At 46.5% G+C, this 24,702-nt stretch carries 23 protein-coding genes; all 23 read left to right on the forward strand.

The features are described from left to right. The first annotated feature begins 184 nt into the window (after positions 1 to 184). On the forward strand, positions 185 to 1,501 hold the full coding sequence (rsxC, locus tag LKE40_01600) for an electron transport complex subunit RsxC (protein ID MCH3916179.1): 1,317 nt from the start codon (positions 185 to 187) through the stop codon (positions 1,499 to 1,501). Continuing rightward, positions 1,498 to 2,592 (forward strand): RnfABCDGE type electron transport complex subunit D, encoded by a 1,095-nt coding sequence (locus LKE40_01605; GenBank protein MCH3916180.1) that lies wholly within the window; start codon positions 1,498 to 1,500, stop codon positions 2,590 to 2,592. Before rsxC ends, LKE40_01605 begins: the two co-directional genes overlap by 4 nt. Continuing rightward, a complete protein-coding gene (locus tag LKE40_01610; GenBank protein ID MCH3916181.1) occupies positions 2,589 to 3,143 on the forward strand; it encodes an FMN-binding protein in 555 nt (184 codons plus the stop codon). The genes LKE40_01605 and LKE40_01610 overlap by 4 nt, the downstream gene beginning before the upstream one ends. Beyond that, positions 3,140 to 3,784 carry an electron transport complex subunit E gene (locus LKE40_01615; GenBank protein ID MCH3916182.1) on the forward strand — a complete coding sequence of 215 codons (645 nt, stop codon included), beginning with the start codon at positions 3,140 to 3,142 and terminating at the stop codon, positions 3,782 to 3,784. The genes LKE40_01610 and LKE40_01615 overlap by 4 nt, the downstream gene beginning before the upstream one ends. Then, positions 3,781 to 4,374: an electron transport complex subunit RsxA gene (gene rsxA, locus LKE40_01620; protein ID MCH3916183.1), complete on the forward strand. Its 594-nt coding sequence runs from the start codon at positions 3,781 to 3,783 to the stop codon at positions 4,372 to 4,374. Before LKE40_01615 ends, rsxA begins: the two co-directional genes overlap by 4 nt. Positions 4,375 to 4,386: 12 nt before the next feature. Beyond that, on the forward strand, positions 4,387 to 5,190 hold the full coding sequence (locus tag LKE40_01625; GenBank protein MCH3916184.1) for an RnfABCDGE type electron transport complex subunit B: 804 nt from the start codon (positions 4,387 to 4,389) through the stop codon (positions 5,188 to 5,190). Positions 5,191 to 5,213: 23 nt separating this feature from the next. Continuing rightward, complete coding sequence (locus LKE40_01630; GenBank protein ID MCH3916185.1) at positions 5,214 to 7,061, forward strand: DUF1926 domain-containing protein; 1,848 nt, start codon at positions 5,214 to 5,216, stop codon at positions 7,059 to 7,061. Positions 7,062 to 7,152: 91 nt separating this feature from the next. Continuing rightward, positions 7,153 to 8,251, forward strand: a protein-coding gene (gene prfB, locus LKE40_01635; protein ID MCH3916186.1) for a peptide chain release factor 2 whose coding sequence is annotated in 2 segments (ribosomal slippage) — positions 7,153 to 7,221 and positions 7,223 to 8,251 — 1,098 coding nt in all. Because the reading frame shifts where the segments join, the coding sequence is not laid out codon by codon here. Between the two features lie 3 nt (positions 8,252 to 8,254). Further along, on the forward strand, positions 8,255 to 9,646 hold the full coding sequence (locus tag LKE40_01640; GenBank protein ID MCH3916187.1) for a hypothetical protein: 1,392 nt from the start codon (positions 8,255 to 8,257) through the stop codon (positions 9,644 to 9,646). Positions 9,647 to 9,657: 11 nt separating this feature from the next. Beyond that, on the forward strand, positions 9,658 to 10,527 hold the full coding sequence (ftsY, locus tag LKE40_01645; GenBank protein ID MCH3916188.1) for a signal recognition particle-docking protein FtsY: 870 nt from the start codon (positions 9,658 to 9,660) through the stop codon (positions 10,525 to 10,527). 2 nt (positions 10,528 to 10,529) lie between these two features. Beyond that, a complete protein-coding gene (locus tag LKE40_01650; GenBank protein MCH3916189.1) occupies positions 10,530 to 11,549 on the forward strand; it encodes a hypothetical protein in 1,020 nt (339 codons plus the stop codon). Beyond that, positions 11,549 to 12,700 (forward strand): FtsX-like permease family protein, encoded by a 1,152-nt coding sequence (locus LKE40_01655; GenBank protein MCH3916190.1) that lies wholly within the window; start codon positions 11,549 to 11,551, stop codon positions 12,698 to 12,700. Before LKE40_01650 ends, LKE40_01655 begins: the two co-directional genes overlap by 1 nt. Further along, positions 12,693 to 13,403 (forward strand): ABC transporter ATP-binding protein, encoded by a 711-nt coding sequence (locus LKE40_01660; GenBank protein ID MCH3916191.1) that lies wholly within the window; start codon positions 12,693 to 12,695, stop codon positions 13,401 to 13,403. The genes LKE40_01655 and LKE40_01660 overlap by 8 nt, the downstream gene beginning before the upstream one ends. Next, positions 13,396 to 14,562, forward strand: coding sequence for an FtsX-like permease family protein (locus LKE40_01665; protein MCH3916192.1), 1,167 nt, complete (start codon positions 13,396 to 13,398; stop codon positions 14,560 to 14,562). The genes LKE40_01660 and LKE40_01665 overlap by 8 nt, the downstream gene beginning before the upstream one ends. Before the next feature lie 54 nt (positions 14,563 to 14,616). Then, positions 14,617 to 15,540 (forward strand): ribonuclease Z, encoded by a 924-nt coding sequence (locus LKE40_01670; protein MCH3916193.1) that lies wholly within the window; start codon positions 14,617 to 14,619, stop codon positions 15,538 to 15,540. 377 nt (positions 15,541 to 15,917) lie between these two features. Next, positions 15,918 to 16,949 (forward strand): LacI family transcriptional regulator, encoded by a 1,032-nt coding sequence (locus LKE40_01675; GenBank protein MCH3916194.1) that lies wholly within the window; start codon positions 15,918 to 15,920, stop codon positions 16,947 to 16,949. After that, the gene (locus LKE40_01680; protein MCH3916195.1) at positions 16,946 to 18,124 is read left to right on the forward strand and encodes a diphosphate--fructose-6-phosphate 1-phosphotransferase; all 1,179 of its coding nucleotides are present in this window, start codon (positions 16,946 to 16,948) and stop codon (positions 18,122 to 18,124) included. The genes LKE40_01675 and LKE40_01680 overlap by 4 nt, the downstream gene beginning before the upstream one ends. Next, positions 18,121 to 19,278, forward strand: coding sequence for a class II fructose-bisphosphate aldolase (locus LKE40_01685; GenBank protein MCH3916196.1), 1,158 nt, complete (start codon positions 18,121 to 18,123; stop codon positions 19,276 to 19,278). Before LKE40_01680 ends, LKE40_01685 begins: the two co-directional genes overlap by 4 nt. Next, a complete protein-coding gene (locus tag LKE40_01690; protein ID MCH3916197.1) occupies positions 19,278 to 20,138 on the forward strand; it encodes a triose-phosphate isomerase in 861 nt (286 codons plus the stop codon). The genes LKE40_01685 and LKE40_01690 overlap by 1 nt, the downstream gene beginning before the upstream one ends. 77 nt (positions 20,139 to 20,215) lie before the next feature. Further along, on the forward strand, positions 20,216 to 21,676 hold the full coding sequence (locus LKE40_01695) for a lactate racemase domain-containing protein (protein MCH3916198.1): 1,461 nt from the start codon (positions 20,216 to 20,218) through the stop codon (positions 21,674 to 21,676). Positions 21,677 to 21,762: 86 nt separating this feature from the next. Then, entirely contained in the window at positions 21,763 to 22,488 is a 726-nt protein-coding gene (locus LKE40_01700) for a sulfite exporter TauE/SafE family protein (GenBank protein MCH3916199.1), read from the forward strand. A gap of 67 nt (positions 22,489 to 22,555) precedes the next feature. Continuing rightward, positions 22,556 to 23,290 carry a hypothetical protein gene (locus tag LKE40_01705; protein MCH3916200.1) on the forward strand — a complete coding sequence of 245 codons (735 nt, stop codon included), beginning with the start codon at positions 22,556 to 22,558 and terminating at the stop codon, positions 23,288 to 23,290. A gap of 177 nt (positions 23,291 to 23,467) precedes the next feature. After that, entirely contained in the window at positions 23,468 to 24,679 is a 1,212-nt protein-coding gene (locus LKE40_01710; protein MCH3916201.1) for an ROK family transcriptional regulator, read from the forward strand. Positions 24,680 to 24,702: the final 23 nt, after the last annotated feature.

The raw sequence follows: 24,702 nt of genomic DNA on the forward strand, positions 1-24,702 counted from the left end.
TTAAGCATATAAAATTTAACAATATGCCGTTCGTGAGAATTTAATCCCTTTAAAGCACACATGTGCACATTCCTGTGAAATACTATTGAGAATAATTGTGACATTGTTTACTATTCAAAGTCGAGGTGTCAGCGGATGCGCTCTGACTGACCCTGTGTAAACATATTTTTAGAAGGAGTGTACAATGCCTAACAACGTTTCTACGTTCACCAGAGGCGGGGTACATCCGGATGACAAGAAACAACTCAGCAATAGGAAACCTATTGAGAAGTTGCCTTTGCCATCCGAAGTTGTCGTCAGCCTGTCCCAGCATCTAGGGGCACCTGCAAAAGCCTTGAAGGCCAAGGGTGATACTGTCGTCAAAGGTGAGAAAATCGGGACTGCTGCAGGGTTCATCAGTGCAGAAGTCCATTCTCCTGTGACCGGAACCATCAAGGACATCAGAAAGGTTACCCTGGCAAACAGTGTCTGCTGCGATGCCTATGTCATTGAAGTTGACAAGGATGCGCCTGAACCCCAATGGGAACAGCATGACTGGAAAAGTGAAAGCAGGGAAGATCTTCTCGCAACGATCAAGGACCTTGGTATCGTCGGCATGGGCGGGGCAACTTTCCCGGCTCACGTCAAGTTTTCCATTCCGAAGGGCAAAAAAGCTGAATATTTGGTGGCCAACGGCGTGGAATGCGAACCATACCTTACCAGTGATCACCGGACCATGCTGGAAAGGGCAGAAGGTGCGCTTGAAGGCCTTATGGTCATTGCCAAGGTCATTGAAGCCGAACATGTCATCGTCGGTGTCGAAGTCAACAAGATGGATGCCATTGAGCATCTTGAAGCAGTGATCAAGGAAAAAGGCTATCCGATTAAAGTGCAGCCACTTAAGCTCAAGTACCCCCAAGGTGATGAGAAACAGTTGCTCAAAGCTACCATAGGTCGTGAGATTCCCAGCGGAAAGCTGCCCTTGGACATCGGAGCCGTCGTGGCAAACATAGGTACCTGCTATGCAGTATATGAAGCCTGTGTCTTCCATAAGCCGCTCATCGAGAGAGTTGTCTGCGTCAGCGGAGAATGCATTGCCGAACCGAAGAATGTCCTGGCACCGGTCGGAACCAAGATCAGTGATCTTGTCCAGTTCTGCGGCGGTTTCATTGAGGATCCCTACAAGACCATAAGCGGGGGCCCCATGATGGGTTTTGCTTTCAGTGATCCTGATACGCCTATCCAGAAAGGCACAAGCGGCATATTGGCAATTCCGCTTTTCGATGACAGTGAGACCACTGCCTGCATTTCCTGTGGCAGATGTGTCAGGGCCTGTCCGATCGGTTTGATGCCGACTATGCTGTACAGGAACATCATGCATGGCAACTATGAGGCAGCCATGAACAAATATTCCCTCATGGACTGCAAGGAATGTGGCAGCTGTGCCTTTGTCTGCCCGGCTCATATTCCTCTTGTCCATGCAATGAAGCTGGGCAAGAAACTGGGGAGGAAGAAAAAATGAACAGGACAATCAGTTCGTCACCGCATATACATCAGCCGGGAAGCTCCACAAAGAACATCATGTGGAGCGTTTCTGTTGCCTTGACTCCTGCTGCACTGTGGGGTGTCTATGTATTCGGAGCAAGGGCCCTCTTGGTCCTCATCGTTTCGATTGCCTCTTCGGTTATCGTAGAATATCTGCTTGGTAGGATCGACGGAATCAAGGAACTGAAAGAAAGTACCGTTACCGATGGTTCGGCTTTCCTGACCGGACTTCTGATAGGCATGAACATGAGCCCGTCGGTTCCATTGTTCATTCCTGTGCTCGCAAGTGCCTTTGCCATGTTCGTGGTAAAGTGGATATTCGGTGGTCTCGGTTCCAATTGGATGAACCCAGCTCTTGCAGGACGTGTATTCGTATTCTTCAGTTTTTCCTCTGCAATGAGCCGTTTTGCCGTTCCTCGTACGCTTGCCGGCCTGATGCCTGATACAATCGGAAGTGCGACGCCGCTTTCGTATGTGAAGACAAGCATTGTCGGTGGTGTCAGCGGTCTGGGAGCTACCGGCGTGATGCAGCAGGGAGGTTATCCGTTTACCAGCTTTGCAGGTTCTGTTGCACATACATTGGGTATCAGCCCGTATGCCGTTGATGCATTCTTCGGAAATATCGGAGGGTGTATCGGAGAAGTAAGTGCTTTTCTGCTTATTCTTGGTGCAATCTATCTGCTGTATAGAAAGATCATCACCTGGCAGATACCTGTTACTTATCTGGTAAGTTTTGCAATTCTGACGTTTATATTTTCAGGAATCCGGTCCGGTCTGGGTCTTTTCCACGGAGAAGTACTTACCCAGTTATTCAGCGGCGGTCTGATTCTCGGTGCCTTCTTCATGGCAACTGACATGGTGACTTCGCCGATTACTTCCAAGGGCCAGATAATCTTTGGAATAGGGTGTGGGTTCTTTACCTTCCTGTTCAGATATTTCGGGTCCCTTTCAGAATCTGTATCGCTGGCAATCATCCTGATGAACATTACGGTACCGACCATTGACAGATATATCATGCCGGTCAAGTTCGGTCAGACAAAGGTCAAGACCGTAAAGGAGCGTGCATGATGACAAAGACTTATCTAAAGACTTCACTTATCCTTGCTGCAATCTGTGCTGTTGCTACGTTGATCCTTGCAGAACTCAACAGTGTCACCGCTCCGCTCATTGCTTCCTATGAAACAAGCAAGACGCTTTCTGCACTTGAGGCTGTCAGCGGAAGCCAGAAACTAGGCAAGGAAATTGCTGTGTCCGACAACACTACCATTTCCGCCTACTATAAACTGACGACTGACGGTAAGCCGAGCGGTTACTTGCTGAAGCTTGCCAACAATGGCTATGGCGGTGCCGTCAACCTTGTTGCTGCCTATGATCTCAAGGGTCTGGTCACAGATGCCAAGGTAGTATCGGACAGTGAAACCCCTGGATTGGGCAAGAAAAGCGAAGAGTCTTGGTACATGAAGAAATTCATCGGCAAAGATCCGATTCCAACGAAAAAGAACATGCTTTCCAGTGAAGATGCTGCTGCAGTTTCAGGTGCTTCGATTACCTTCGGAGCAGTCAGCTCAGCTTTGGAGACCGGAAGCAAATTCGTAAAAGGTTTGGGAGGCAATAAATGAAAGGTTCACATATTGACCAATTGAAGAAAGGCCTGTTCAAAGAGAACCCTACGTTCATCCTGATGCTCGGCCTGTGCCCGACCTTGGGTGTTACGACGATGGTATCGAATGCCATCGGTATGGGGCTGAGCGTGCTGTTCGTGCTTACGTGTTCCAACATAATGATCAGCTTGCTTAGGAAGCTTATTCCTGATTCGGTAAGGATTCCTTCCTATATTGTCATCATTGCGTCCTTTGTTACAATCATCGAGATGCTGCTCCATGCTTTTATGCCCAGCCTCTATGAAGCATTGGGTGTATATCTACCGTTGATCGTTGTCAACTGTATTATTCTTGGTAGGGCAGAGGCCTTTGCCAATAAGAATACCGTACTTGACTCGATGTTGGATGGAATCGGCATGGGTATCGGCTTTACCATGTCTCTGACGCTTATTGCAACAATCAGGGAAGTATTCGGAGCCGGTAGTATCACTTTGTTCCCGATAGGTAGCTGGAATGGATCTATTATTATCCCAGGACTGCATACCTGGCCGGTACGTGTAATGACCCTGGCTCCCGGAGCCCTTCTGCTGATGGGCTTCCTTAAGTCGTACTTCAATTGGCTTGGATCCAGGAAAGCCAAGAAGGAGGTTGCAGCATGAGCATCATTGCTATACTGATCACCTATATTTTCATAAGTAACTTCATCTTGGTGCAGTTCCTCGGACTGTGTCCTTTTATCGGAGTTTCAAAGAACAGCGAGAGTGCCTTGGGCATGGGTATGGCCGTAACGTTCGTCACGAGCTTGGCATCCGTGGTCTGCTGGAGTGTCTATCAGTTCCTGCTGGTACCCTTTGCATTGGAATACCTGCGGACAGTATCTTTCATTCTTGTCATCGCAGCCTTGGTCCAGTTGGTTGAACTGGTCGTGCGTAAGATCAGCCCTCCGCTGTATAAGGCATTGGGTATTTTCCTGCCGCTGATTACCACCAACTGTGCAGTTCTTGGTATTGCAATCATCAATATCGATGAACACTATACGCTGTTGCAGAGTTTCTTTGCCGGCCTTGCTGCCGGGCTTGGTTTCACGCTTGCCATCGTGCTGATGAGCAACATAAGGGAAAAGCTCGATCTGGCACCGGTAAGAAAGGCTTTCAAATCTGTACCGATTGCCTTTGTTTCAGCTGGTCTGATGGCATTGGCCTTCATGGCCTTTGACAAGAGCCTGCTTGTCAACTTGCATTTGGTATAGGGGGAAAGACATATGAATATATTCATAGCATTCTTGATATTGACGGTCATGGGTCTCCTCCTGGGATTCGGACTTGCCGTGGCTGCAAAGAAGCTTGAGGTAAAGAAAGACAAGAACCTCATTGCGCTTGAAGCCATTATGCCCGGTGCAAACTGTGGCGGATGCGGTTATGCAGGCTGTTCAGCCTATGCAGAAGCCGTATCCAAGGGAGAAGCAGAAATAGGTCTCTGCGCTCCTGGCGGCGGAGAACTTGCAAAGCAAATGGGCAAGATCATGGGAAAGGAAGTCGAAGCTGACGCTTCTGCAAAGAAGAAAGTTGCGCAGGTATTCTGCAGAGGCAACTGCGAACATACCAACAGTGATTACGACTACAAAGGCCTGGACGACTGCAATGCGGCTGCATTGCTGTTCGGAGGTGACCTATCCTGCAAGGAAGGCTGCCTGCATCTGGGATCCTGCATTGCCGTCTGTCCCGTCGGTGCCATCAGCAAAGATGAGAAAGGGGATATCGTCGTTGATAGAAAACTGTGCATAGCCTGTGGCAAGTGTACTGAGGTTTGTCCACACCATGTCATCAAGCTTGTTGATGACGACAGCCAATGGATTGTAGCCTGCAACAACCACGAAAGTGGTGCAAAGGTTCGCAAGGAATGTCAAGTCGGCTGTATCGGATGTAAAATTTGTGAAAGGAAGTTCCCTCAATCCGGTTGTACTGTTGACAACTTCCTGTCTTCATTCGACAATGGTAAACCTCATGATCAGATTGCGGAGGCTGCAGAAGCCTGTCCAAACGGCTGTATCGTGAAAAGATTCTGATCAACTGTGGGAGCTGTATCGTTATGGCAATTCTTTTTGGTGCTTATAGCCAATTGGCATATGGAACGCCGAATCATGTGTATGAAGATACACTTACAAGGGTTTTGGAACCTCTGCTGACTGGTATCTATAAGCACGCGAATGCCTCGGTACAGCTTTTTTTGACAGGAAGTCTGATGGAATGGGTGGAATCTACCCATGGAGCTGTCAACATGCTCATTGCCGATTTGTCCAAGATGGAACGTCTTGGAGAACTTACGGGAAGCTTCCATCAGGCAGTCCTGCCGTCATTATGTCAGAAGGACCGACTTTCCCAAGTCGAGAAAACAACGACATGGATAAGCAGGAATTACCATTACAAAAGTACTTCTTTCTGGAGCAACTGGCAGTTCTGGTCTCCGTCTTTGATCCGTATGCTGAACCTTGCCCGCCTGGGAACCGTCATCATAAGTCCCTATGAAACGAAACATGGTGTTTCCTGCAGCAAACATCCGTTCAGGATGAAGGAACTGGGAAAGAGTGCTGTCATTGTGCCGACAGATATTGATGCAAGCAAGGCAGTCCATGACTTTGCCCTTGGGCTGATTGCCTTCAAGGATCTCAATGATCTGCTCCTGCAAGGGACTGAAGACCGTTGTATCATGCTCAATCTTGACCAACTGTGCCAGGGAGGTATTGCCTCCGAGGAAATGGGAACACTTGTGGACAGCCTTGCCAATCTCGGTACGTTCTCTACGGTTGACGAGTATGTAGCCCAGCGTCCACTTGGACATGACTTCCTTGAAGAGGGTGTCTATGGCTTTGACTGCAACCGCAAGGGGATTACTTCACTTCAAAAATTGCTCTGCAAGGACGAAGGCCTGGATTATCTCTACCATCGTTGCATGGTGCTCAGTGAAACCGCCAGACAGTACAAGAAAGACAAGGATGTCCGTCGCAGGATCGAGCATCTGCTTACCAAGCTGTTCTGTGGCGCTCCGTATGTAATGGATGCAAATGCCTCGATGCTCCGTGGTACTATCAGACGGGCAATGTGGAAGATCATCATTGAATTGGAACGGGTATTGGTAGGCCTGGATGATTTTACATATCCTTTCATACAGGATGTGGATAGGGACGGCTGTGAGGAAATCCTTACAACCGGAAAGACGCTCAACGCCGTCGTTGATTCAAAATGCGGTGCCTTGGATGAACTGAAATATACTCCCGCACTATGCAATCTTGGAGATGTCGAGTCACCGCCTGAAGGGGTATCTGCCGAGCCTTCCATGCTTGTACCAGGTAAAAAGCAACGTCTGTTTGCTGATGTCTTGCTTCCTGTCGACTATGACATTGCTTCCTATTGCCAGGCTGACAACCAGGCTTCATGCATCGTCTACTCTTTGGAACAACTGGACCGGAAACATACGGAATTCGGCTTGCTTGGTCAGGAGGGAAGCTGTGGCCTGCAGTTTTCCAAATATTACAAGTTCATGTCCAATGTCATCAGATTGACCTGTGGTATCACCAATTCGTCCAAGGAATTCCAGGAATATCTCTATGGCCTTGAGCTGCCATTGTCCCTGTTTCCGGGAAAGGTCGACTGCCAGATTTTCATAGATGATGAAAATGAACAGCGTCAAGGAAAAGAGCTCTTTTTGCAAGAAGTCCATCGAATTCGTCTTGTTGACAAGACAAACAATATCAAAATTACGCTTTCCAGTGATGAACCGTTCGAATTTCTGAAAAGTGACCTCAGAAGCAGCTGCAGGACAACAGTGGGGAACGAAACACTCTATCAGGCAACATTCTTGCTTCCTCTGTTCCATCTCTGCCTTGATCCCGGTGCAACAAAAGAACTCAAGGTCAGCCTCAGGGTTGAACGCAATTAAGTAATTTCTCTGTTCCTTTGTTGCTTTTGACGGCACAAGTGTGGTATTTTTCTACTATTGCCAGAGGCAAAAATTTCATCGGAGGAATTATATGTTCATACAGAATAAAGCAGTATTTGATACGATAAAAGAAGAAGCCTATACAGTATGGAGGCGTCTTTGACCAGAATGGAACCAAATCCCAGATAGAAAAACTGGAACAGCAGACCATGCAGCCTGGTTTTTGGAATGATAAGACCACTGCGGAACAGGTCTTTGCAAACCTCAACAAACTTAAGGACAGCTATGAGCCTTGGAAGGATCTGCTAGCCCAAATAGAAGAGATTGATGATCTTTTGGAACTGTATGCAGGAGAAGACGATCCTGAGATTTCCAGACAGATAGAAGAGCAGATAGAAAAAATATCTGCATGTTATGAACCGCTTAAGATCAAGACACTCCTGCACGGCAAGTTCGATGCGAATGATTGTTTTCTTTCCATTCATTCAGGTGCAGGTGGAACAGAAGCCTGTGACTGGGCGAACATGCTGATGCGATTGTATCTCAGATGGTGTGAACGCCATGGATTCAAGGCCGATGTAGTCGATTTGCTTGAGGACGAAGGTGGCATCAAAAGTTGTACCATAGAGGTAAAAGGACAGTATGCATTCGGCTATCTGAAAGGAGAAGCCGGTGTACACAGACTGGTCAGGATCAGTCCGTTTGATTCACAGAAACGGCGACATACGTCCTTCACCAGTGTCTATGCTTCACCTGTCATGGATGATGATATCCAGATCAATATCAAACCTGAAGATTATAGGCTTGATACTTACAGGGCAGGTGGTGCCGGTGGACAGCATGTAAACAAGACAGACAGTGCCGTAAGAATTACGCACTATGCCAGTGGAATCGTCGTGCAATGCCAAAATGAAAGATCACAGCACATGAACAAGGAAGTCGCTTTCAAGATGTTGCGGTCCAAGCTCTATGAGTATTATGAAAAAGAGCGGGAAAAGGAACATCAGTCCAATGCAATTGCAAAGAAGGAAATTGCATGGGGCAGCCAGATCCGAAGTTATGTATTCCAGCCATATACGATGGTAAAGGACCATAGGACAGGCTATCAGGTAGGGAATATCCAGGCTGTCATGGACGGTGACATCGATGGTTTCATCGAAAGCTACCTGCAATGGTTGGAGGAAGCATAGACAATGGGCAGGAGGTTTTTCCCGCTGATCCTACTGCTTTTGGTCTTTTTCCCGTCGGTAGTGTATGCTGCCGACGAAGAGACCTATGTAGTCGGGATATGCCAGGCGGAAGAACCTTCCCTGTCGTCTTTATCAACAGTGCAAATGGATGGGAATGCACGTCTGAAGACCTTTGAAGCCCTTGAAAAAAACAAAACGGCGCAAGACCATGCACTGGCAGCCGAAAAGCTCCTGAATGATTTTCCTTTGCAATTCACCCGATTAGGCAAGGAAGGACTTGCAGCTTTTTCAAAGATGCTGCAGCGAAAACAAACTGCTGAGGCATATGACAAGCTTGCAGAACTCTATGGTAGCCATGCGACGGTTGATAAGATCCAGCAACAGAAGAAGGCGGCAATTGAAGCTGCTCCAAAACTGCAGGCTTCTTATCCCTCTGTTACACCGAAATTACTTGATGACCAGGTTTTTCTCGGTATGCTTCTTAAAGGAACTGCAGACCGCCAGGTCCTGCTGAAGCAGCTCTGTGCAAGGGAATCAGTCAACGGGATACTCGTTTTCCTTGTCAGTGATGTCGACGGATATACCAGATTGCGCCTGTACTTCTATGATTCACTGCAGGATACTTTCGATGTGTTGCTTGATGGATTGGAAACAGACTTGGATGATCTTACTGTAGACACTGCCATTGTCAGACAGTTTGATGGAAAAGCAGCTTTTGCCAAGATACTGCAACCGTCAAGCGGTCTGGAAATTCGTCTTGTTCCTCCATCTTTTGATGAAAATGCCAAGAAACTGGAAGATATGAAAGAAAATCTGGCTGTGCTCACGGCAGCCGATGGCCTTGTGCTACTTCCGTATGTTCCTTGCAAGCTGTTGCTTACAGCTTTTGACTACGAACCTAAGCTTGTAAAGATCAGCGGAAAACTGCAGTCACTTGACGGTAAGCTGGAGCAGACGGTACATCCGCCGTTGCATCTGGTAAGCCTGACAGGTCCTGTGCATTGGACTTGCCAAGGAAAAGATTTCGGTTTTTCTTCCACGGTGCTTCTGGCACACCCACAAATTCCCTTTGTGGCCTTGGCAACAAAAGATGGATTCGCTATCCTTTCTTATCAGACGAATGTAGAGCAGACAAGGGTTACCGTTGATCTGAGGCCAAAATGGATGGCTGATACAAAGGTCTCTTCACTTTCTCAGGACAGGTTCTACTATAGTCTTGAAACGATATTTGCAATCTTTGCCATACAATTGACGGCAAATACCATTGCAGAAACGGTTGGAGAGGATACGACCGCAACACAGGTAGTATCGACGATGTCTACGGGACTGACACTGGCAGCGCTGTTGTCTATGGGACAGCAGCTGGCCCAGTACATCAGGCTGTCAGGAATATGATGAGGTAATATATGTTTGGAAAATTCGGAGCTAAACTGAGGTCGTTGTTCGGCTCAGGTAGGTTGGATGAGTCCTTTTTCGAAGAACTGGAAGATACATTGGTCGAGGGAGACCTCGGAGCTTCTATGGCAATGGAGATATCGGATGAGGTGAGGGCTACGGCCAAATCTGACAAACCCAAGAGCCAACAGGAGCTGCAGGAACTGGTCAAGAAACTGCTTGCTCCGAAAATAAAAGAATGGCAGCCTGTATTTGACGGACAGCTGACAGTATTCCTTGTCCTTGGAGTCAATGGTGTCGGTAAGACTACGACAATCGCAAAACTTGCCGACATGTGGAAAAAAGAGGGCCACGGCGTACTTCTTGCAGCAGCCGATACGTTCAGGGCTGCAGCCATTGACCAACTGGAGACCCATGCTGAAAGAATCGGAGTAAGGATTGTAAAGCAGAATATGGGCAGCGACCCGGGTGCTGTCATTTTCGATGCCCTTTCAAGTGCTATGAATCATGGAGAAGAAATAGTCCTGGCAGATACGGCAGGAAGAATGCATAACAAGGACAATTTGCTCCGTGAGCTTCAGAAGATTGACAGGATAATACGATCCCGTGGAATTGATGACCGACATTACAAGAAGCTGCTGGTCATAGATGGTACAACGGGGCAGAATGGTTTTTCCCAAGCAAAGCTGTTCAATGATGCAATCGGTCTGGATGCCTTGATACTGTCAAAATATGACAGTGCTGCAAAAGGCGGTACGCTGATACAGATAGGCGACAAGTTGTCCATCCCTGTTGCATATGTGGGAACAGGGGAGCACTATGGGGACATCAGACCTTTTGACAAGGATGCCTTCCTTGATTCCCTTGTCGGACTGAACTGACAATGTCCCGTATTCCTGTCTTCATCGCTTGTTTCTTTGCCATAATTCTGCCTCCATCTGTCTATGCCCTGCAAAAGTCAAATGCAATCGGGCAGGATCTTGGACCTGCGGATGGAGACAGTGGCTATACAATGTCTGTCGATGCAGGCAATACGACATTGTACAAGGATGGGGTTCCTATAATGAAGCTGTTACAGGAAAAGACCTCAGGAGGGGATACGGTATCCATACGACAGGATCTTGATGCCGGTACACAGGAACGCCTTGTCATTGCTGCAGGAAATCTCATGCAGGAAGAGACTGATGGCAACAAGACGGTCTTCGTCCATGCCTCCGACGGAAAGGTAATTTCATCCCGTACTTTGAAAGGTGAGGTCCTGCTCTCGTTTACCCGATATTACTATGACAAGGACGGGAACCTGTCACTGACAATAACAAAAGACAATACAGACAAGGTTACTTACGCGTCTTTCAGTACTGAGGGCCAATCCCATGTCCTGCTGGTAGCTTCTGGCTCAGACTCCTGCCGCAGGACTGTGGCGAGGGGAACGACCATAGCCAGTACGCAATGGAAGGGTGAAGATGAAGTTTCCGGCATATCGTTCGGCACAGACAAAGACGGAAGTTTCAGTTTGACTGACAAGATTTCCGGCAAGAAAGAATACTATTCTTCGGAAGGTTTGCTGGAACGTTCGGTTCAGACAGACACAGACGGGTTGACAACGACTTCATATGAAAGGAATGCCGAGGGAACTGTTGTCAGCAAAACAGAAGAAGAAGTTTCCGAACTTCCGGACGGAGGAACAACCATCAGGCAGCAGATTTACTCCTATGAAGCCGGTCAGCTTGTACAGCAGAAAAATTCCCTGGACGGAAACTTGATTTCTCTCACAGCTTATAAGGATGGTGTGCCGCAGTCAAAGATACTGTATGCTGAAGGTAAAGCCTACTGTACACTGCAGTATGAAGAGGATGGAAAGACACTCAAATCTATAGACTATGCGTCGGAGGGAGCAAAGTGATGGTTGCAAGACTGGCTTGGCGCTATGCATTTTCACGAAAAAACCGTCACCGTTCGACAAGTATACGGATTGCTGTCGGACTTGCATTGAGTACCTTTGCCCTCAATGTCGTAATTGCCTTCATGGTCGGCCTGCAGACCCAACGTTTTGCTTCCATCCGTACCTATCTCAGCTATGATGCGATCGTGAGCAATATCACAGGAAGTGCCGATGATGTGAAAAAACTTCTGCTCACGGACGGAGGCATCGACCATGCCTATGTCTTTGAAGAGCTTCCCGCGGTCCTTGGCAAAGGTACTGTGGCGAAGGCCGGTAAGGTGAGGGCTTTCAATACTGAAGATTTTTCAACCTTGCCATATATGATCATTGCGGGGAATCCTGAAAAAGGAATTTGTCTCAGTTCTTCCCTTATGCGGGATCTTGGCTTACAGTTAGGTGACAGCGTAGAAGCAATCTTGCTTGCAAAGGGTCATACGGCCACATTGGTGCCAGTCAAGTGCAACTGTACGGTAAGTGCCGTCTATTATACCCCTCTTGCGGATTTCAACGGAAGTTACTTCCTGCTGAGCAGTACGTTGCTGGAACAGCTTGCAGGCAAGCAGACCCAGCAGATTGCCATACGGGGAACAACCGATGGTATACAGGAACTTTTGGGAAAACAAGGAACTGTCGAAGATTGGAAACAGCAGAACCTCAGTCTCTATGCTGCAATGAAACTGGAAGAATGGATGATGTATCTGATGCTTTCGATCATGAGCCTGATCATCCTGATCAATCTCCATTCAAGCAACAGGAACCTTCTTGATGACAAGTTAGGCGAAATGTTGATGCTCCGGGCCATGGGATGCACGAAGGGAAATGTGATGCGCATATTCGTACTCCAGTCTTTTTTTGTTTCGCTTGTCGGTGTAGTATGCGGAAGTGTAACATCATTTTTTGTATTGCATTGGTCTGACAAGCTGCTTTTCTTTGCTGACAGGCTTACAGGCGGTACCGTCCCCTTGCTTTCCTTGCCGTTGGAAATTCATTTTTCCCTTTCCATGCTTTTTGCGGTGGCTTTGCCGATTCTGGGATTGGCTACGTTGGGTGCCGTCAGACCGACCGTAAAGGAGCTGAAGAAAGCTCCGATGGAGATACTTGCCGATGAATGACTGCATTTTGGAAACCAGACATTTGACAAAATCATATCCTATTCCAGGAAACAGCGAAGCTCTTGTAGTGCTCAATGATATCGGACTGCAGATAGAACGGAGCAAATCGACTTCCATCATTGGAAAGAGCGGGTGCGGAAAAAGTACGTTGCTTCAGGTCTGTGCTTCCTTGCAATGTCCTACGGGTGGCAAGGTGTTGCTTGATGGGGTAGACCTTTTTGCCCTCTCTGACCGCCGTCTTTGCGAGCTGAGGAACAGACGTATGGGATTCATATTCCAGAACAGCTTGCTGCTGGACGATTTTTCTGCCAAGGAGAATGTCATGCTTCCGCTGCTCATCGCAGGTTGGTCAAACCGTAAGGCTTCCGAACGTGCAGAGTCCCTCCTTGAATTGGTCCATCTTTCTGACCGAATGCTTCACAGGGGTGATGAGTTGTCTGGCGGGGAACGCCAGAGAGTGGCCATTGCCCGCGCACTCTGCCTTGATGCTCCCATGATCTTTGCAGACGAACCGACCGGTTCCCTTGATGAGGAAAACGGACATGAAGTAGAAGAACTGTTGCTGGGTCTGGTCAACCGACAGCAAGCTACGCTTCTGTTGGTTACCCATGACAAGGATTTTGCCCTTCGCTGTGATACGACTCTTGAATTGACTTACCATACCCTCAGACCTTATGAAGGGGAAGAGGAAAACCATGAGTGATCTTTTTCTCCTTCTGCAGGGGAAGATCTTGGCCGGTAACAGAAGGAAAAGACGACATACAGTCCGTTCCATGCTGCTGATTGTACTCATCGTTGCATTGCTTTTTCTGTGCCAGGTCTTTGTTACTTCAATGGTCGATGGCATTGAGAGTACCTATGTATCCCTGGGAGGTGGCAATGCAACTACAGGTGCTGAGGTAGAAGTGCCTGATCTGCCGTTTGTCAGAAGCTGTGACAAAGTAACGACAGGAACAGTCCTTGCCTATGGGAAAAAGGGAACGAATGTCTGTATGATGAAAGGGGTGGATGAGTCTACTTACTTTACCAAAAGTCGTATGCAGGCTATTTCATATCATAAGGAGACTTTAAGTACTTCTCTGCCGACAGTGACGATTTCTCGATCTCTGGGGGAAAAACTTGGAGCCGGGATAGGAGATAGCATTGCCTTGGTGGCCGTCGGCGGTGAGCAGATGGACAAGATCCGCCCTTGGCTGTGCAAAGTTGACGGCTTGTATGATTCAGGATACAAGGAGCTTGATATGGCACTTGTGTTCTCAGATAGAAATTTCGTAGAAAAGATTTTTCCCTCCGAGAACAATGCCAGCCAAGAAATCCTGTTCACGGAAGGCTATCCTACTGACAAGGGCGTAGCACAGCTGCAGGCTTCCGGGATCTCCTGCACACCTTGGTATACCCAGGTACCTTCTCTTTACCAGAATCTACTTACCAGTGAACAGACCTTGCTTGCTGTATTCATTGCGATTGCAATCCTCTGTGGTTTCTTTGTTTCCTCCCTTGCCCTTGAATTGGTCCAGAAAGATTACAGGACCATTGCCGTAGAAAAGTTGCTGGGCCTCCGGAACGGAAAGATCAGAAGTGTTTATTTTGCCGTAGTTTCCTGGGTGACTGTATTGGCAATGGCTACCGGTGTCCTCCTAGGTTTTTGCCTGAGCCGGCTCATGCCATATTTTCTTTCCTATCTTGCTTCACTTCACCTTACATTCCTTGACTGGTATTTGCTCAAGTTCGAAATACAGTATCCATGGAAATCCCTAGGCATTATCTTCTGCATACTGTTTGCCATATCTGTCATTTCCGTTTGGTTCAGTCTCGGCAGGATACGTAAGGTTGACCCGATTGAGTTGGTAGAAAGATCATAAGATATCACATATTTTGTTGATGAACCTTCTGTTTTTCCCTATACTGGATGAACTATGAATTTTGAAGTATTTGTACTAGGTACCGGAGGAATGATGCCTCTTCCCGGTCGTTTTCTTACCAGTGCCATGCTCAGGAGAGAAGGTGAACTGTTTCTCTTTGATTGTGGTGAAGGCACCCAGGTTTCCCTGAAAATGCTCAATCTGAAGTGGAAGAAGATCAACAGGATTTTCATTTCACACATGCATGCCGATCATGTGACGGGTCTTCCTGGGATATTGATGCTTTCTTCTCAAGTCGACAGGGAAGAACCACTGTATATCTATGGACCGGTAAAGCTAGGTGAATATATTGATTCTTCCCGTAAAATTCTCGATATGTATATAAATTATGAGATTATTTTCTCCGAAGTCAAAGATGGCATTATCCTCGACGAACCGGAATACTATGTCGAGGCAGTCAAGCTTGATCATACGAAGCTGTGTTTCGGTTATGTATTTCATGAAAAGAACAGGCCTGGTATATTTCATCCGGAAACGGCAACTGGCCTAGGGATTCCCAAGGGGCCTCTATGGGGACAACTGCAGAGAGGAAATGAGGTCGTTTTGCCGGACGGTCGAAGGATTGAACCTTCACAGGTGATGGGAAACGAACGGAAGGGCAGGACTTTCAGTTACATTACCGATACAGCGTACATGCCGGAGATTGCTCCAAGGGTAAAAGGAAGTGACCTGTTGCTTTGTGAAGGTATGTTTGAGGAAGGCCTCGAAGATACTGCAAAGGAAAAGAAGCATATGACTGTTACGCAGGCTGCAACCATTGCAAAAGATGCAGCAGTCAAGAAATTTGGCCTGCTTCATTACAGCCCGCGTTACAGCGACTGGGAACTGAAGGATCTGAAGCTTCAGGCAAGGAAGATTTTTCCGGAAACGATACTTACCAGGGATCGCATGATTTTTGAAATCCCGAATGAGGACTGAAAACCAATTGTTCGCCGATACCTTGATGGACCTGTAAAAACAGGTCCATAATTTTGTCCCTTTGAAAATATGGATATGGATCTAAAGGTTACGGAAATCATTTCCTGAAGGTACATGCTTGTTCTTACTCTGCATGACATTAACTGATTAGATGGTTAGAAAAAGGCGATAACCAAAAAATTTGTTCCAATTTTTGGATTATAATCTTGATATGCAATTTGTGTATTTTTTAATAAAATGATAATTATTTTATTTATAAGCAGTTAAATTAATCCAAAAATATCTTGATTAATCCAAAAAATTGGTTTATTCTAAGTATGTTACGGTGCAAAGATAACTGTGTATCTACCATAATATCGGCAAAAGAGGAAAAGAACATGGCAGCAGTAAAACTCAAGGACATTGCAAAAGAGGCAAAACTTTCCATTTCTACGGTTTCACGTATACTTTCCGGAGATACCTCCCGTAAGGCAAATGTACAGACTGTCGAAAGGGTTATGCAGATTGCAAAGGACCTAGGATACTTCGATGCCCAAGTGAAAAAAATTTCCGCCAATACTGCAAAGACACCCATCAATGTCGGCTGTGTATTTACCTCAGATCATGAATCATTCGTTTCACCGTTCTTTTCCCAGATACTTCTTGGTATTCAGGAAGAACTTCAGAAAGCTGAAACACAGTTTGACTGCCGTTTCTATACTTTCAATCTGACTGAATCCGGTTTTGCAGGAGCTCTTGAAGATATACATCTGGATGGTGCCATTATCCTGGGAAGGACCAGCTTGGATACTGTTTCCAAATTGAAGCGTACGATTCCAGATATCGTCTATTGCGGTATCAATTCCATGAACCAAGGTATTGACGAGGTAACCTGCAGTGCCTACCAGGGAGTCAGGGATGAAATTACCTATCTCTATGGACTTGGGCACCATGAAATAGGATACATAGGACCTACGGACAAACAGCAACAAGTATTCAATGAGCATAGATATCGGGGATATATAGATGGACTGTCTGCCTGCGGACTGGTTTTTGATGGCCGTTTTGTCGAAGACTGTTACCTGTCTGCCGCCGACGGCTACAACGGACTGAAACACATGTACGGATCCACAGGGCTTCCATCAGCATTGATCTGTGCCAACGATGCCGTAGCGATGGGTGTACTCAGGGCAGCCGGAGAACTTGGGATATCTGTTCCTGATCGCCTTTCATTGGTAGGTTTTGACAATGTCGAAGCTGCTGCCTTTACACGTCCGTCTCTTACTACCGTTGATGTTCCAAAGCTGGAATTGGGACACGTTGCAGTCAAGATACTGCTTGACCGGATACATGGCGGACATGTCTCCCAACTGAACGTACAAATTCCTTTTTCCCTCGTGGAACGTGAATCTTGTCTAAGGAGAATATAATGGGTGATTTGTTGCTTATACACGGAGGTGCACCGACTGCGGTCATAAACTCTTCCTTGTACGGGGCTATCTGCGAAGCAAGGCATTCGAAGGAAATTTCGCACATACTTGCCTCTCGGGCCGGTATAGCAGGACTTTGGTCCAATCGTTTCATTGACCTTACTGATATACCCCAGTCCAGGCTGGAGTTGCTGAAATCGACCCCAGGATCTGCCATTGGTACAGGACGAGACCATCTTGAACCGGAAGATTATGAAAAATTGGCAGAGTTGCTGGAAAAACGCAAGATTTCCTATGTGCTGATGACAGGTGGCAATGGCACGATGGATACCTGCAGGAAACTTTCGCAGGCCTGTGCTCCCCGGGGAATTGTAGTCGACGGCATTCCTAAGACCATGGACAATGACCTTGAAGGGACCGACCATAGCCCCGGTTATCCATCTGCTGCCCGCTTTATTGCCGGTTCCGTCAAGGAAGTTGCCCAGGATGTGAAAGGTCTTGCAATCCATGTCGTCGTCATTGAGACATTCGGACGTGATGCCGGTTGGATTACCGCATCAAGTGCCTTGGCCCGGGAAAACCCTGGTGATGCCCCCCATATGATCCTTTATCCTGAAATACCCTTTGATGAAGCAAAATTTCTCAAACGGGTCAAGGAATTGTTTGAAAAGAATGGGGAAGTAGTCGTCGTTGCCAGCGAAGGTCTGCGTTATGCTGACGGTACACCTATAGTGGAACCTGTCTTTAGCGTAGGCAGGAGCGTCTACTTCGGAGATGTCGCTGCCTATCTGTCACAATTGATCATGAAGAAGCTTGGTATCAAGGCACGGAACGAAAAACCCGGTATCCTCGGTCGGGCTTCAGGCATGTGGGCAAGTGAAATTGACAAAGAAGAAGCCATTGCATGCGGAAGAAAAGCTGTCCAGCTTGTCCTTCAAGGCAAGCAGGCATATATGCCGGTAATCCACCGCATCAGTACTGATCCCTATCAGAGTGTCGTTGATGCCGTACCGATTGATGACAGTGTACTGCAAGCCAAGGCAATGCCTGCAGCTTATCTGGATCCCGATACCTATGATGTCAATGATGCATTCGTTGACTGGCTGAGACCTTTGATAAAACCGGAATTGCCGTCCTATGTTTCATTCTTGGACGATAAGGAGATAAAAAGATGAGCTTGATACCGATGCGTCCTATTTTGGAAGCGGCTGACAGGCATATGTATGGGAACGGAGCATTCAACATGAATGCATTCTGTCAGATTGAAGCTGCCTTGGAAGTACACAGGATGTTGGGTTCACCAGCCATCCTGCAAGGTGCAGACCTTGCAAATGGATTTATGGGTGGCAGGATGGATTTTCAGAATTCTACCTTGGAAGACAAGAAGAAGGGAGCAACCAACATTGCACAGGCAGTAAAAGCAGCTGTTGCAAAATATGATGTGCCCGTCTGTCTTCATCTTGACCATGGCAAGAATATCGATAGCGTAAAGGCAGCGATAGCCGGCGGCTATACTTCAGTCATGATTGACGGTTCATCCTTGCCTTTTGCACAAAACGTTGAACTGACAAGGGAAGTCGTCAAATTGGCACATCCGCTGGGAATAACCGTAGAAGGGGAGCTAGGGGTACTGGCTGGGATTGAGGATGATGTATTCTCCCAGACGAGTACCTATACCAATCCCTTGGATGCCATCAGGTTCTTCAAGGAAACGAAGGTTGACGCCCTTGCAATAAGCTATGGAACAAAACACGGTGCAAACAAGGGAAAAGATACGGTAATACGGAAGGAAATCGCAATCGCAGTAAAGGAGTGCATGCTCCATGAGCATATCGACGGCTTCTTGGTTTCCCATGGTTCTTCCCTTGTTCCGCAGTATATAGTCAATGAAATAAACGGTCTTGGCGGAACCATCGGAAATGCCCATGGAATTGCCATCGGACAGCTACAGCAGGTAATTTCCTGCGGTATCAACAAAATCAATGTAGATACCGATATCAGATTGGTCGTGACACGGAACCTGAGGGAACTGTTTGCCTGCAAACCAGATCTCATGCAGATGCCTACGACCTCATCCATATGGAAACTTATGGAAAAGGATCCAAGCAACTTTGACCCGAGATACTATCTTGTTCCCATCATGGACACGCTTATGTATGGTATGGTTTCTGATGCACAGACCAAGACTGTAGTTGAGGCAGTGAAGGCTGGAGTCAAGGAAATCCTTGCAATATTGATCGTACAGTTCGGAAGTTACGGAAAGATGCCGCTTGTTGAACAGACCAGTCTTGAAGAAATGGCAGAAAAGTATAAAAAGGAAGGAATCTGATGCAACATATTGCAGTGAATTTCAAAAGATTTGACGTACCTGCAGTACAGGGAGGCGTCAATAGGCTTGGAAAAATTGAGGATTTTTCAAAAATCATCATTGAACGTACACTAGCTGAACTTGAGCAATACGACTGCACTGCAGTCGGCTTTTCCCAATATTATCCCGAGGCTCAGCTACCGACTGCAGTCAAGGCTGTAGGTAGCTCAAAGGCTCTTGCTATCGGTTGTCAGGGGGTATACCGGGCAGACATTGCACCAGGTGGCAATTTCGGAGCTTTTACAACCAACCGTCCAGCAGCAGCGGCCGTTGCCTTAGGTTGCAGCACAACTATCATCGGACACTGTGAAGAGCGCAATGACAAGAATGAATTGTTGGCCTTGGGAGGAAACAAGGACCGTAAGCTTGTAAACACCATTTTCAACAAGGAAATCATCTGTGCACAAAAGCAGGGAATGGACGTATTGTACTGCATCGGTGAGAAGGCAGAAGAAACAGATGATTGGCAGGCCGTTTTGACTGAACAGATCCAAGTAGGGTTGGATGGTTGTAATCTTTCCAAGATTATCATCGCATATGAACCTGTATGGTCTATAGGTCCTGGTAAAGTACCTGCTGACAAGCCATATATCACGAAGGTCGCCAAGCTTATCAAGAAAGTGGCTGGCAAGGATATGCCTGTCATCTACGGCGGAGGCCTGAAGAAGGACAATGCTGCCATGCTTGCCTCAATCGACGAAATTGACGGTGGGTTGATAGCATTGACTCGCTTCTCAGGCGATTTCGGCTTCTATCCTGATGAATACCTGGAAATAGTACGGCTTTACCTTGAAGGAAAGGGTATCAAAGCAAGAACCTGACCGATTAGGCAACATCCTTTTGAAGAAATTCTCGAAGATTAAACAGGCGTATCATAGGAAACGCCAAGGAGTGTAAGATGAAATTAAGTTTTGAGTATGGCAAAGGCATGATGGATGCACAGCTTCCTGATTACATGGATGTGTTCGTACCGGGAGAGACCGTTGCTGATCCTCCGTATATTCCTGAGGACAAACTTGAGGAAGAGACGTTGAAAAGCCTACGCAATCCAATAGGAATGCCACCTCTTACCGAACTTGCGCACAAAGGGAGCAAATGTGTCATTGTATTTCCAGACAGGGTCAAAGGTGGTGAACAGCCGACCAGCCATAGAAAGATTGCAATCAAACTTATTCTTAAGGAACTATATAGTGTCGGAGTAGAAAAGAAGGACATTCTCCTGATTTGTTCAAACGGCCTGCATAGAAAAAATACCGAAACAGAAATTCATAATGTGCTGGGAGATGAAATTTTCAACGAATTCTGGCCATCAGGGCAGATCATCAACCACGACAGTGAAGATTATGACCATATCGTCAACCTTGGAACTACGAAACGAGGAGATCCGGTCTGGTTGAACAAGTATGTCTATGATGCTGATGTTGCTATCCTTATCGGACATACCATGGGTAATCCCTACGGTGGCTATTCCGGTGGCTACAAGCACTGTGCAACAGGACTTAACCACTGGACCAGCATTGCTTCCCATCACGTACCGTCGGTCATGCATCGTCCTGATTTTACTCCTGTAAACGGAAAAAGCCTCATGAGACATAAATTCGATGAAATTGGCATGAAGCAGGAAGAAGGTATGGGAAAAAAGTTTTTCTGCTGTGATGCAGTCCTTGATACGAAATCCAGGCAAATTGAAATCAACAGCGGCTATGCCAAGCTTATGCAGCCGAAGAGCTGGATTACTGCTGACAAGAGGACCTATGTCCATTGGGCAGAAAAAAAGTACGATGTAATTGTGTTCGGAATGCCGCAGTTCTTCCATTACGGTGATGGTATGGGAACAAATCCCATCATGCTGATGCAGGCACTGTCTGCCCAGGTCATCAGGCATAAACGGATCATGAGTGACCATTGTGTCATCATCTGTTCATCAATATGTGATGGCAACTTCCATGAGGAACTATGGCCTTATACCCCCGAGATGTACGAAGTATTCCAGAACCAAGGCAATATCCTTCCTGATATAAACGAAATCGGCAAATCTTTTGCCGAACGTCCTGATTATATCGAGAAGTATCGCTTCGAACATGCATTCCATCCGTTCCATGGTTTCTCAATGATCAGCTGTGGGCATATAGCGGAGATGGACACCAGTGCAATCTACCTTGTCGGTGCCCAGAAACCTGGATATGCAAGAGGTATGGGGCTGAAGACCCGTGCGACATTTGAAGAAGCTCTTGAGGATGCTAAGAAGAAGTATGTCGGACCTCATCCGAACATCCTTGCGCTTCCGAGGACTTTCACGACCGGTGCGGTACATCTTTGTATGAAGGATAATCCCGATATCGGACCTGTGTTAGAGTAAATGGGTCGATCCATGCACTGTCTGCAGAAAATTTTTCCCGCAGACAGCAATTTTATCAGTGCAGGGACCAAGGAGGTTTGAGCTGCATGTTGTATTTCTACATTGCCTTGGTCTCTGTTGCTGCTGGTTTTGTGCAGAGCAGCGGTGGGTTCGGACTTGCCATCATTACTATGGCAATCTGGACACAGTTCTTGCCTTTTATGACAGCTTCGATCATGGAAGCCTTGATAGCAATGTTGCTGACGACTGTCATTATGATACGGAAACGTGAATATATTGACTGGAAACTGGTCCTTCCTTGTGCGGCAGCAGCAATGCTTGCTTCTTTTCCCGGTGTCAGCACATTGACGAACTTGGATGAAAAGACGTTACAGTGTATCTTAGGAAGTGTATTGATCGGCCTAGGTGTCTATTTCCTTGTATTCAGCAAGGGAATCCGTCTTAAGCCTACGGTTACAAGCGGCATCATTGCAGGTACAGTCAGTGGATTTGCCGCAGGACTATTCAATATAGGCGGTCCTCCGATGGTAGCTTATTTCCTTTCAGTCTCAGATGACAAGGAAAAATATCATGCAACACTCCAGACCTATTTTACATTGCTTGGAATCGCTGTAATCGGGAATCATCTCCTTCAGGGGCATATAACCACCACTATCATGGGATACAGCGGAGTAGGCATGATAGGCGCGCTGTGCGGTGGTTGGTTCGGCCTGAAACTTTTTGCAAGGCTCTCTTTCCGTCGGATCAAGATTTTCATGTATGTTTTTATGATTGTCTCCGGTATTTATACCATCATAGCGGCAAATCTGTAGCAATCTGATACTTTTCCTTCTATTTTCCTATATTCTCAAGATTATGTTGCTAAACGGAGTAGAAAATATGCTTACTGTACTAGAAAACGAAAAACTAAAAGTACAGATCAATTCAATAGGTGCCGAGCTTTGGTCGGTTATAGACAAAAAGACTGGATATGAATATATCTGGCAAGGAAATGAATCTGTCTGGGAATGGCGAGCTCCAATTTTGTTTCCCCAATGTGGCGCATATCCTGATGGTTATATACAGGATAACAGACGATATCACTTGCAGATGCATGGTTTTGCCAGAGAAAAAGCCTTTTCTTTCATACATCCAGGAACCTTTTGCCTTGAATCAGATAAATCCACATATCTATGTTATCCCTATGATTTTTCCCTGGTCGTTTCGTTTGTGCTCAACGACCGGACATTGACACAGACAGCTTTGCTTACAAATACAGGAAAGTCCTTTATGCCGTTTTCATTGGGCTTTCATACAGGATATAACAAATTTCCAGATACCAGATTACGACTGGGAGACAGAGAAACCTTGCTGGATGATGAACAGCTTTCCGTAACACGGTTTTTCCATGGGCTGCAAACAGGCGACTTCGGATTATCTGACCTAGTCCACGTCAAAACTGAAGGATGTGTGTCTCTTGTACTTTGGTCCGCAAAAAACGGACATGATTGCATGGCCTGCCTCGAACCAAGGACAGACCAAGCCTGCACCAGGACAGGCTTTCCGTTTTCAAAGACATTGCAGGCAGGGGCAACATATATACTGAGACAAGGCATTGAGTTTTTTCCTGGATAGCATGAAATAAATGAAACCGGTCGCAAAATGATTTTTCCATGGATTTATCAATGGATGTAACTTCTTTCCAGAAAAGATACTGATCTTTTGCTTGTAAACCTAGTTCAATGGCGTTACAATCTATCTATTGGGATTTTAAATTATAAATTAAATTAAATTATATATCGGGAGAGCTCTATGAAGACTGGAAACAACCTGACGAAGGCAAAGATGCTGAACGATGAGCTGATCAAATCGATACTATTTAAGTTCGGTCCTATTTCCAGAGGAGAGATTGCAAGTCTCCTTTCATTGACGCTTCCTACCATTACAACGAAAATCAAATCGATGCTCAAGGAAAAGCTAGTAGTTGAAGTACCGGTGCAATTCAAGGGGCAACAAAACCCCGGTCGACCTTCGCTTGCAATTGAGTATAATCCAAAGGCCCGTTATTTTTTCGGAGTGGAGAAAGCTCCATATTGCACACCAATCGTGCTATGTGATCTGAAAGGAACCTTGGTCGATTCCTGTGTCCTTGATCCCTGTGAAGATGATTATGGACGCTTTCTCAACTCTGTTGCAGATGGAATAAAAAAACTTATCAAGATGCATAATCTTTCTCAGAAAAAGATTGTCGGCATCGGCGTAGGGTTACCAGGTCTTGTAGATACCAAGGCAGGTATACTTAAGACAGGAGCTTTCAGCCATTGGCATGACAAGCCAATTGCTGAAGACCTGAACAAACTGCTGGGTTTCCCTGTGGTCATTGAAAACAATGTCAAGGCTCGGGCCATAGCAAAGGAACTGATGATTCCTTCGATAGGCAGTGAAAGCTTTGCATACTTTTTTGTTGCCAGAGGTGTTTCCTGTCCTTTTGTACGGAGAAGTCAGATCAATGGCCTGATTTCAGTTACAAGCGGAGAAGCCGGCCACATGATCATTGAGCCTGAAGGGCCTGTCTGTCCTGTCTGCGGCAACAAAGGCTGCATTGATGCCGTTGCGTGTGACAGGATATTGCTTGATGCTTGTCGAGCTGCCATAGAAGAAAGAAAAGCTCCCTTGCTGGCGCAGATTTGTCCAGAATCGGAACAACTTACCATTGATGATATTCTCAAAGCGGAAGAGCAGGGTGATACGTTTGTCCTTACGCAGATACATCATCTACTTAGTCTGCTGAGCATCGGACTTGCAAATATCACGAATCTTATAAGTCCGCAGACAATTTTCATTGATGCGCAGATTCTGACCCCAGTCCAGAATCAAGTGGAATTTGAGGAAATGACAAGAAAGATGATCTTTGATACCAATATCGATGCAGTAAAATTTCAGTTTCTTCCTTATGATCTGCATAGAGGTGCACACTGTGCCGCTCTGTTGGCACTTAAGGAACTGTTCATCAATGTAAATTGAACTTTGCCGTCCCTGCATTAAAA

The sequence above is a fragment of the Spirochaetia bacterium genome, assembly GCA_022482625.1.
In the GTDB taxonomy this organism is placed as follows: Bacteria; Spirochaetota; Spirochaetia; order Sphaerochaetales; family Sphaerochaetaceae; genus Pleomorphochaeta.

Bases quoted from the DNA above. Each gene is read 5' to 3' on its own strand.
- rsxC (MCH3916179.1), top strand. From the start codon at position 185: ATGCCTAACAACGTTTCTACGTTCACCAGAGGCGGGGTACATCCGGAT.
- LKE40_01605 (MCH3916180.1), top strand. From the start codon at position 1,498: ATGAACAGGACAATCAGTTCGTCACCGCATATACATCAGCCGGGAAGC.
- LKE40_01610 (MCH3916181.1), top strand. From the start codon at position 2,589: ATGATGACAAAGACTTATCTAAAGACTTCACTTATCCTTGCTGCAATC.
- LKE40_01615 (MCH3916182.1), top strand. From the start codon at position 3,140: ATGAAAGGTTCACATATTGACCAATTGAAGAAAGGCCTGTTCAAAGAG.
- rsxA (MCH3916183.1), top strand. From the start codon at position 3,781: ATGAGCATCATTGCTATACTGATCACCTATATTTTCATAAGTAACTTC.
- LKE40_01625 (MCH3916184.1), top strand. From the start codon at position 4,387: ATGAATATATTCATAGCATTCTTGATATTGACGGTCATGGGTCTCCTC.
- LKE40_01630 (MCH3916185.1), top strand. From the start codon at position 5,214: ATGGCAATTCTTTTTGGTGCTTATAGCCAATTGGCATATGGAACGCCG.
- LKE40_01640 (MCH3916187.1), top strand. From the start codon at position 8,255: ATGGGCAGGAGGTTTTTCCCGCTGATCCTACTGCTTTTGGTCTTTTTC.
- ftsY (MCH3916188.1), top strand. From the start codon at position 9,658: ATGTTTGGAAAATTCGGAGCTAAACTGAGGTCGTTGTTCGGCTCAGGT.
- LKE40_01650 (MCH3916189.1), top strand. From the start codon at position 10,530: ATGTCCCGTATTCCTGTCTTCATCGCTTGTTTCTTTGCCATAATTCTG.
- LKE40_01655 (MCH3916190.1), top strand. From the start codon at position 11,549: ATGGTTGCAAGACTGGCTTGGCGCTATGCATTTTCACGAAAAAACCGT.
- LKE40_01660 (MCH3916191.1), top strand. From the start codon at position 12,693: ATGAATGACTGCATTTTGGAAACCAGACATTTGACAAAATCATATCCT.
- LKE40_01665 (MCH3916192.1), top strand. From the start codon at position 13,396: ATGAGTGATCTTTTTCTCCTTCTGCAGGGGAAGATCTTGGCCGGTAAC.
- LKE40_01670 (MCH3916193.1), top strand. From the start codon at position 14,617: ATGAATTTTGAAGTATTTGTACTAGGTACCGGAGGAATGATGCCTCTT.
- LKE40_01675 (MCH3916194.1), top strand. From the start codon at position 15,918: ATGGCAGCAGTAAAACTCAAGGACATTGCAAAAGAGGCAAAACTTTCC.
- LKE40_01685 (MCH3916196.1), top strand. From the start codon at position 18,121: ATGAGCTTGATACCGATGCGTCCTATTTTGGAAGCGGCTGACAGGCAT.
- LKE40_01690 (MCH3916197.1), top strand. From the start codon at position 19,278: ATGCAACATATTGCAGTGAATTTCAAAAGATTTGACGTACCTGCAGTA.
- LKE40_01695 (MCH3916198.1), top strand. From the start codon at position 20,216: ATGAAATTAAGTTTTGAGTATGGCAAAGGCATGATGGATGCACAGCTT.
- LKE40_01700 (MCH3916199.1), top strand. From the start codon at position 21,763: ATGTTGTATTTCTACATTGCCTTGGTCTCTGTTGCTGCTGGTTTTGTG.
- LKE40_01705 (MCH3916200.1), top strand. From the start codon at position 22,556: ATGCTTACTGTACTAGAAAACGAAAAACTAAAAGTACAGATCAATTCA.
- LKE40_01710 (MCH3916201.1), top strand. From the start codon at position 23,468: ATGAAGACTGGAAACAACCTGACGAAGGCAAAGATGCTGAACGATGAG.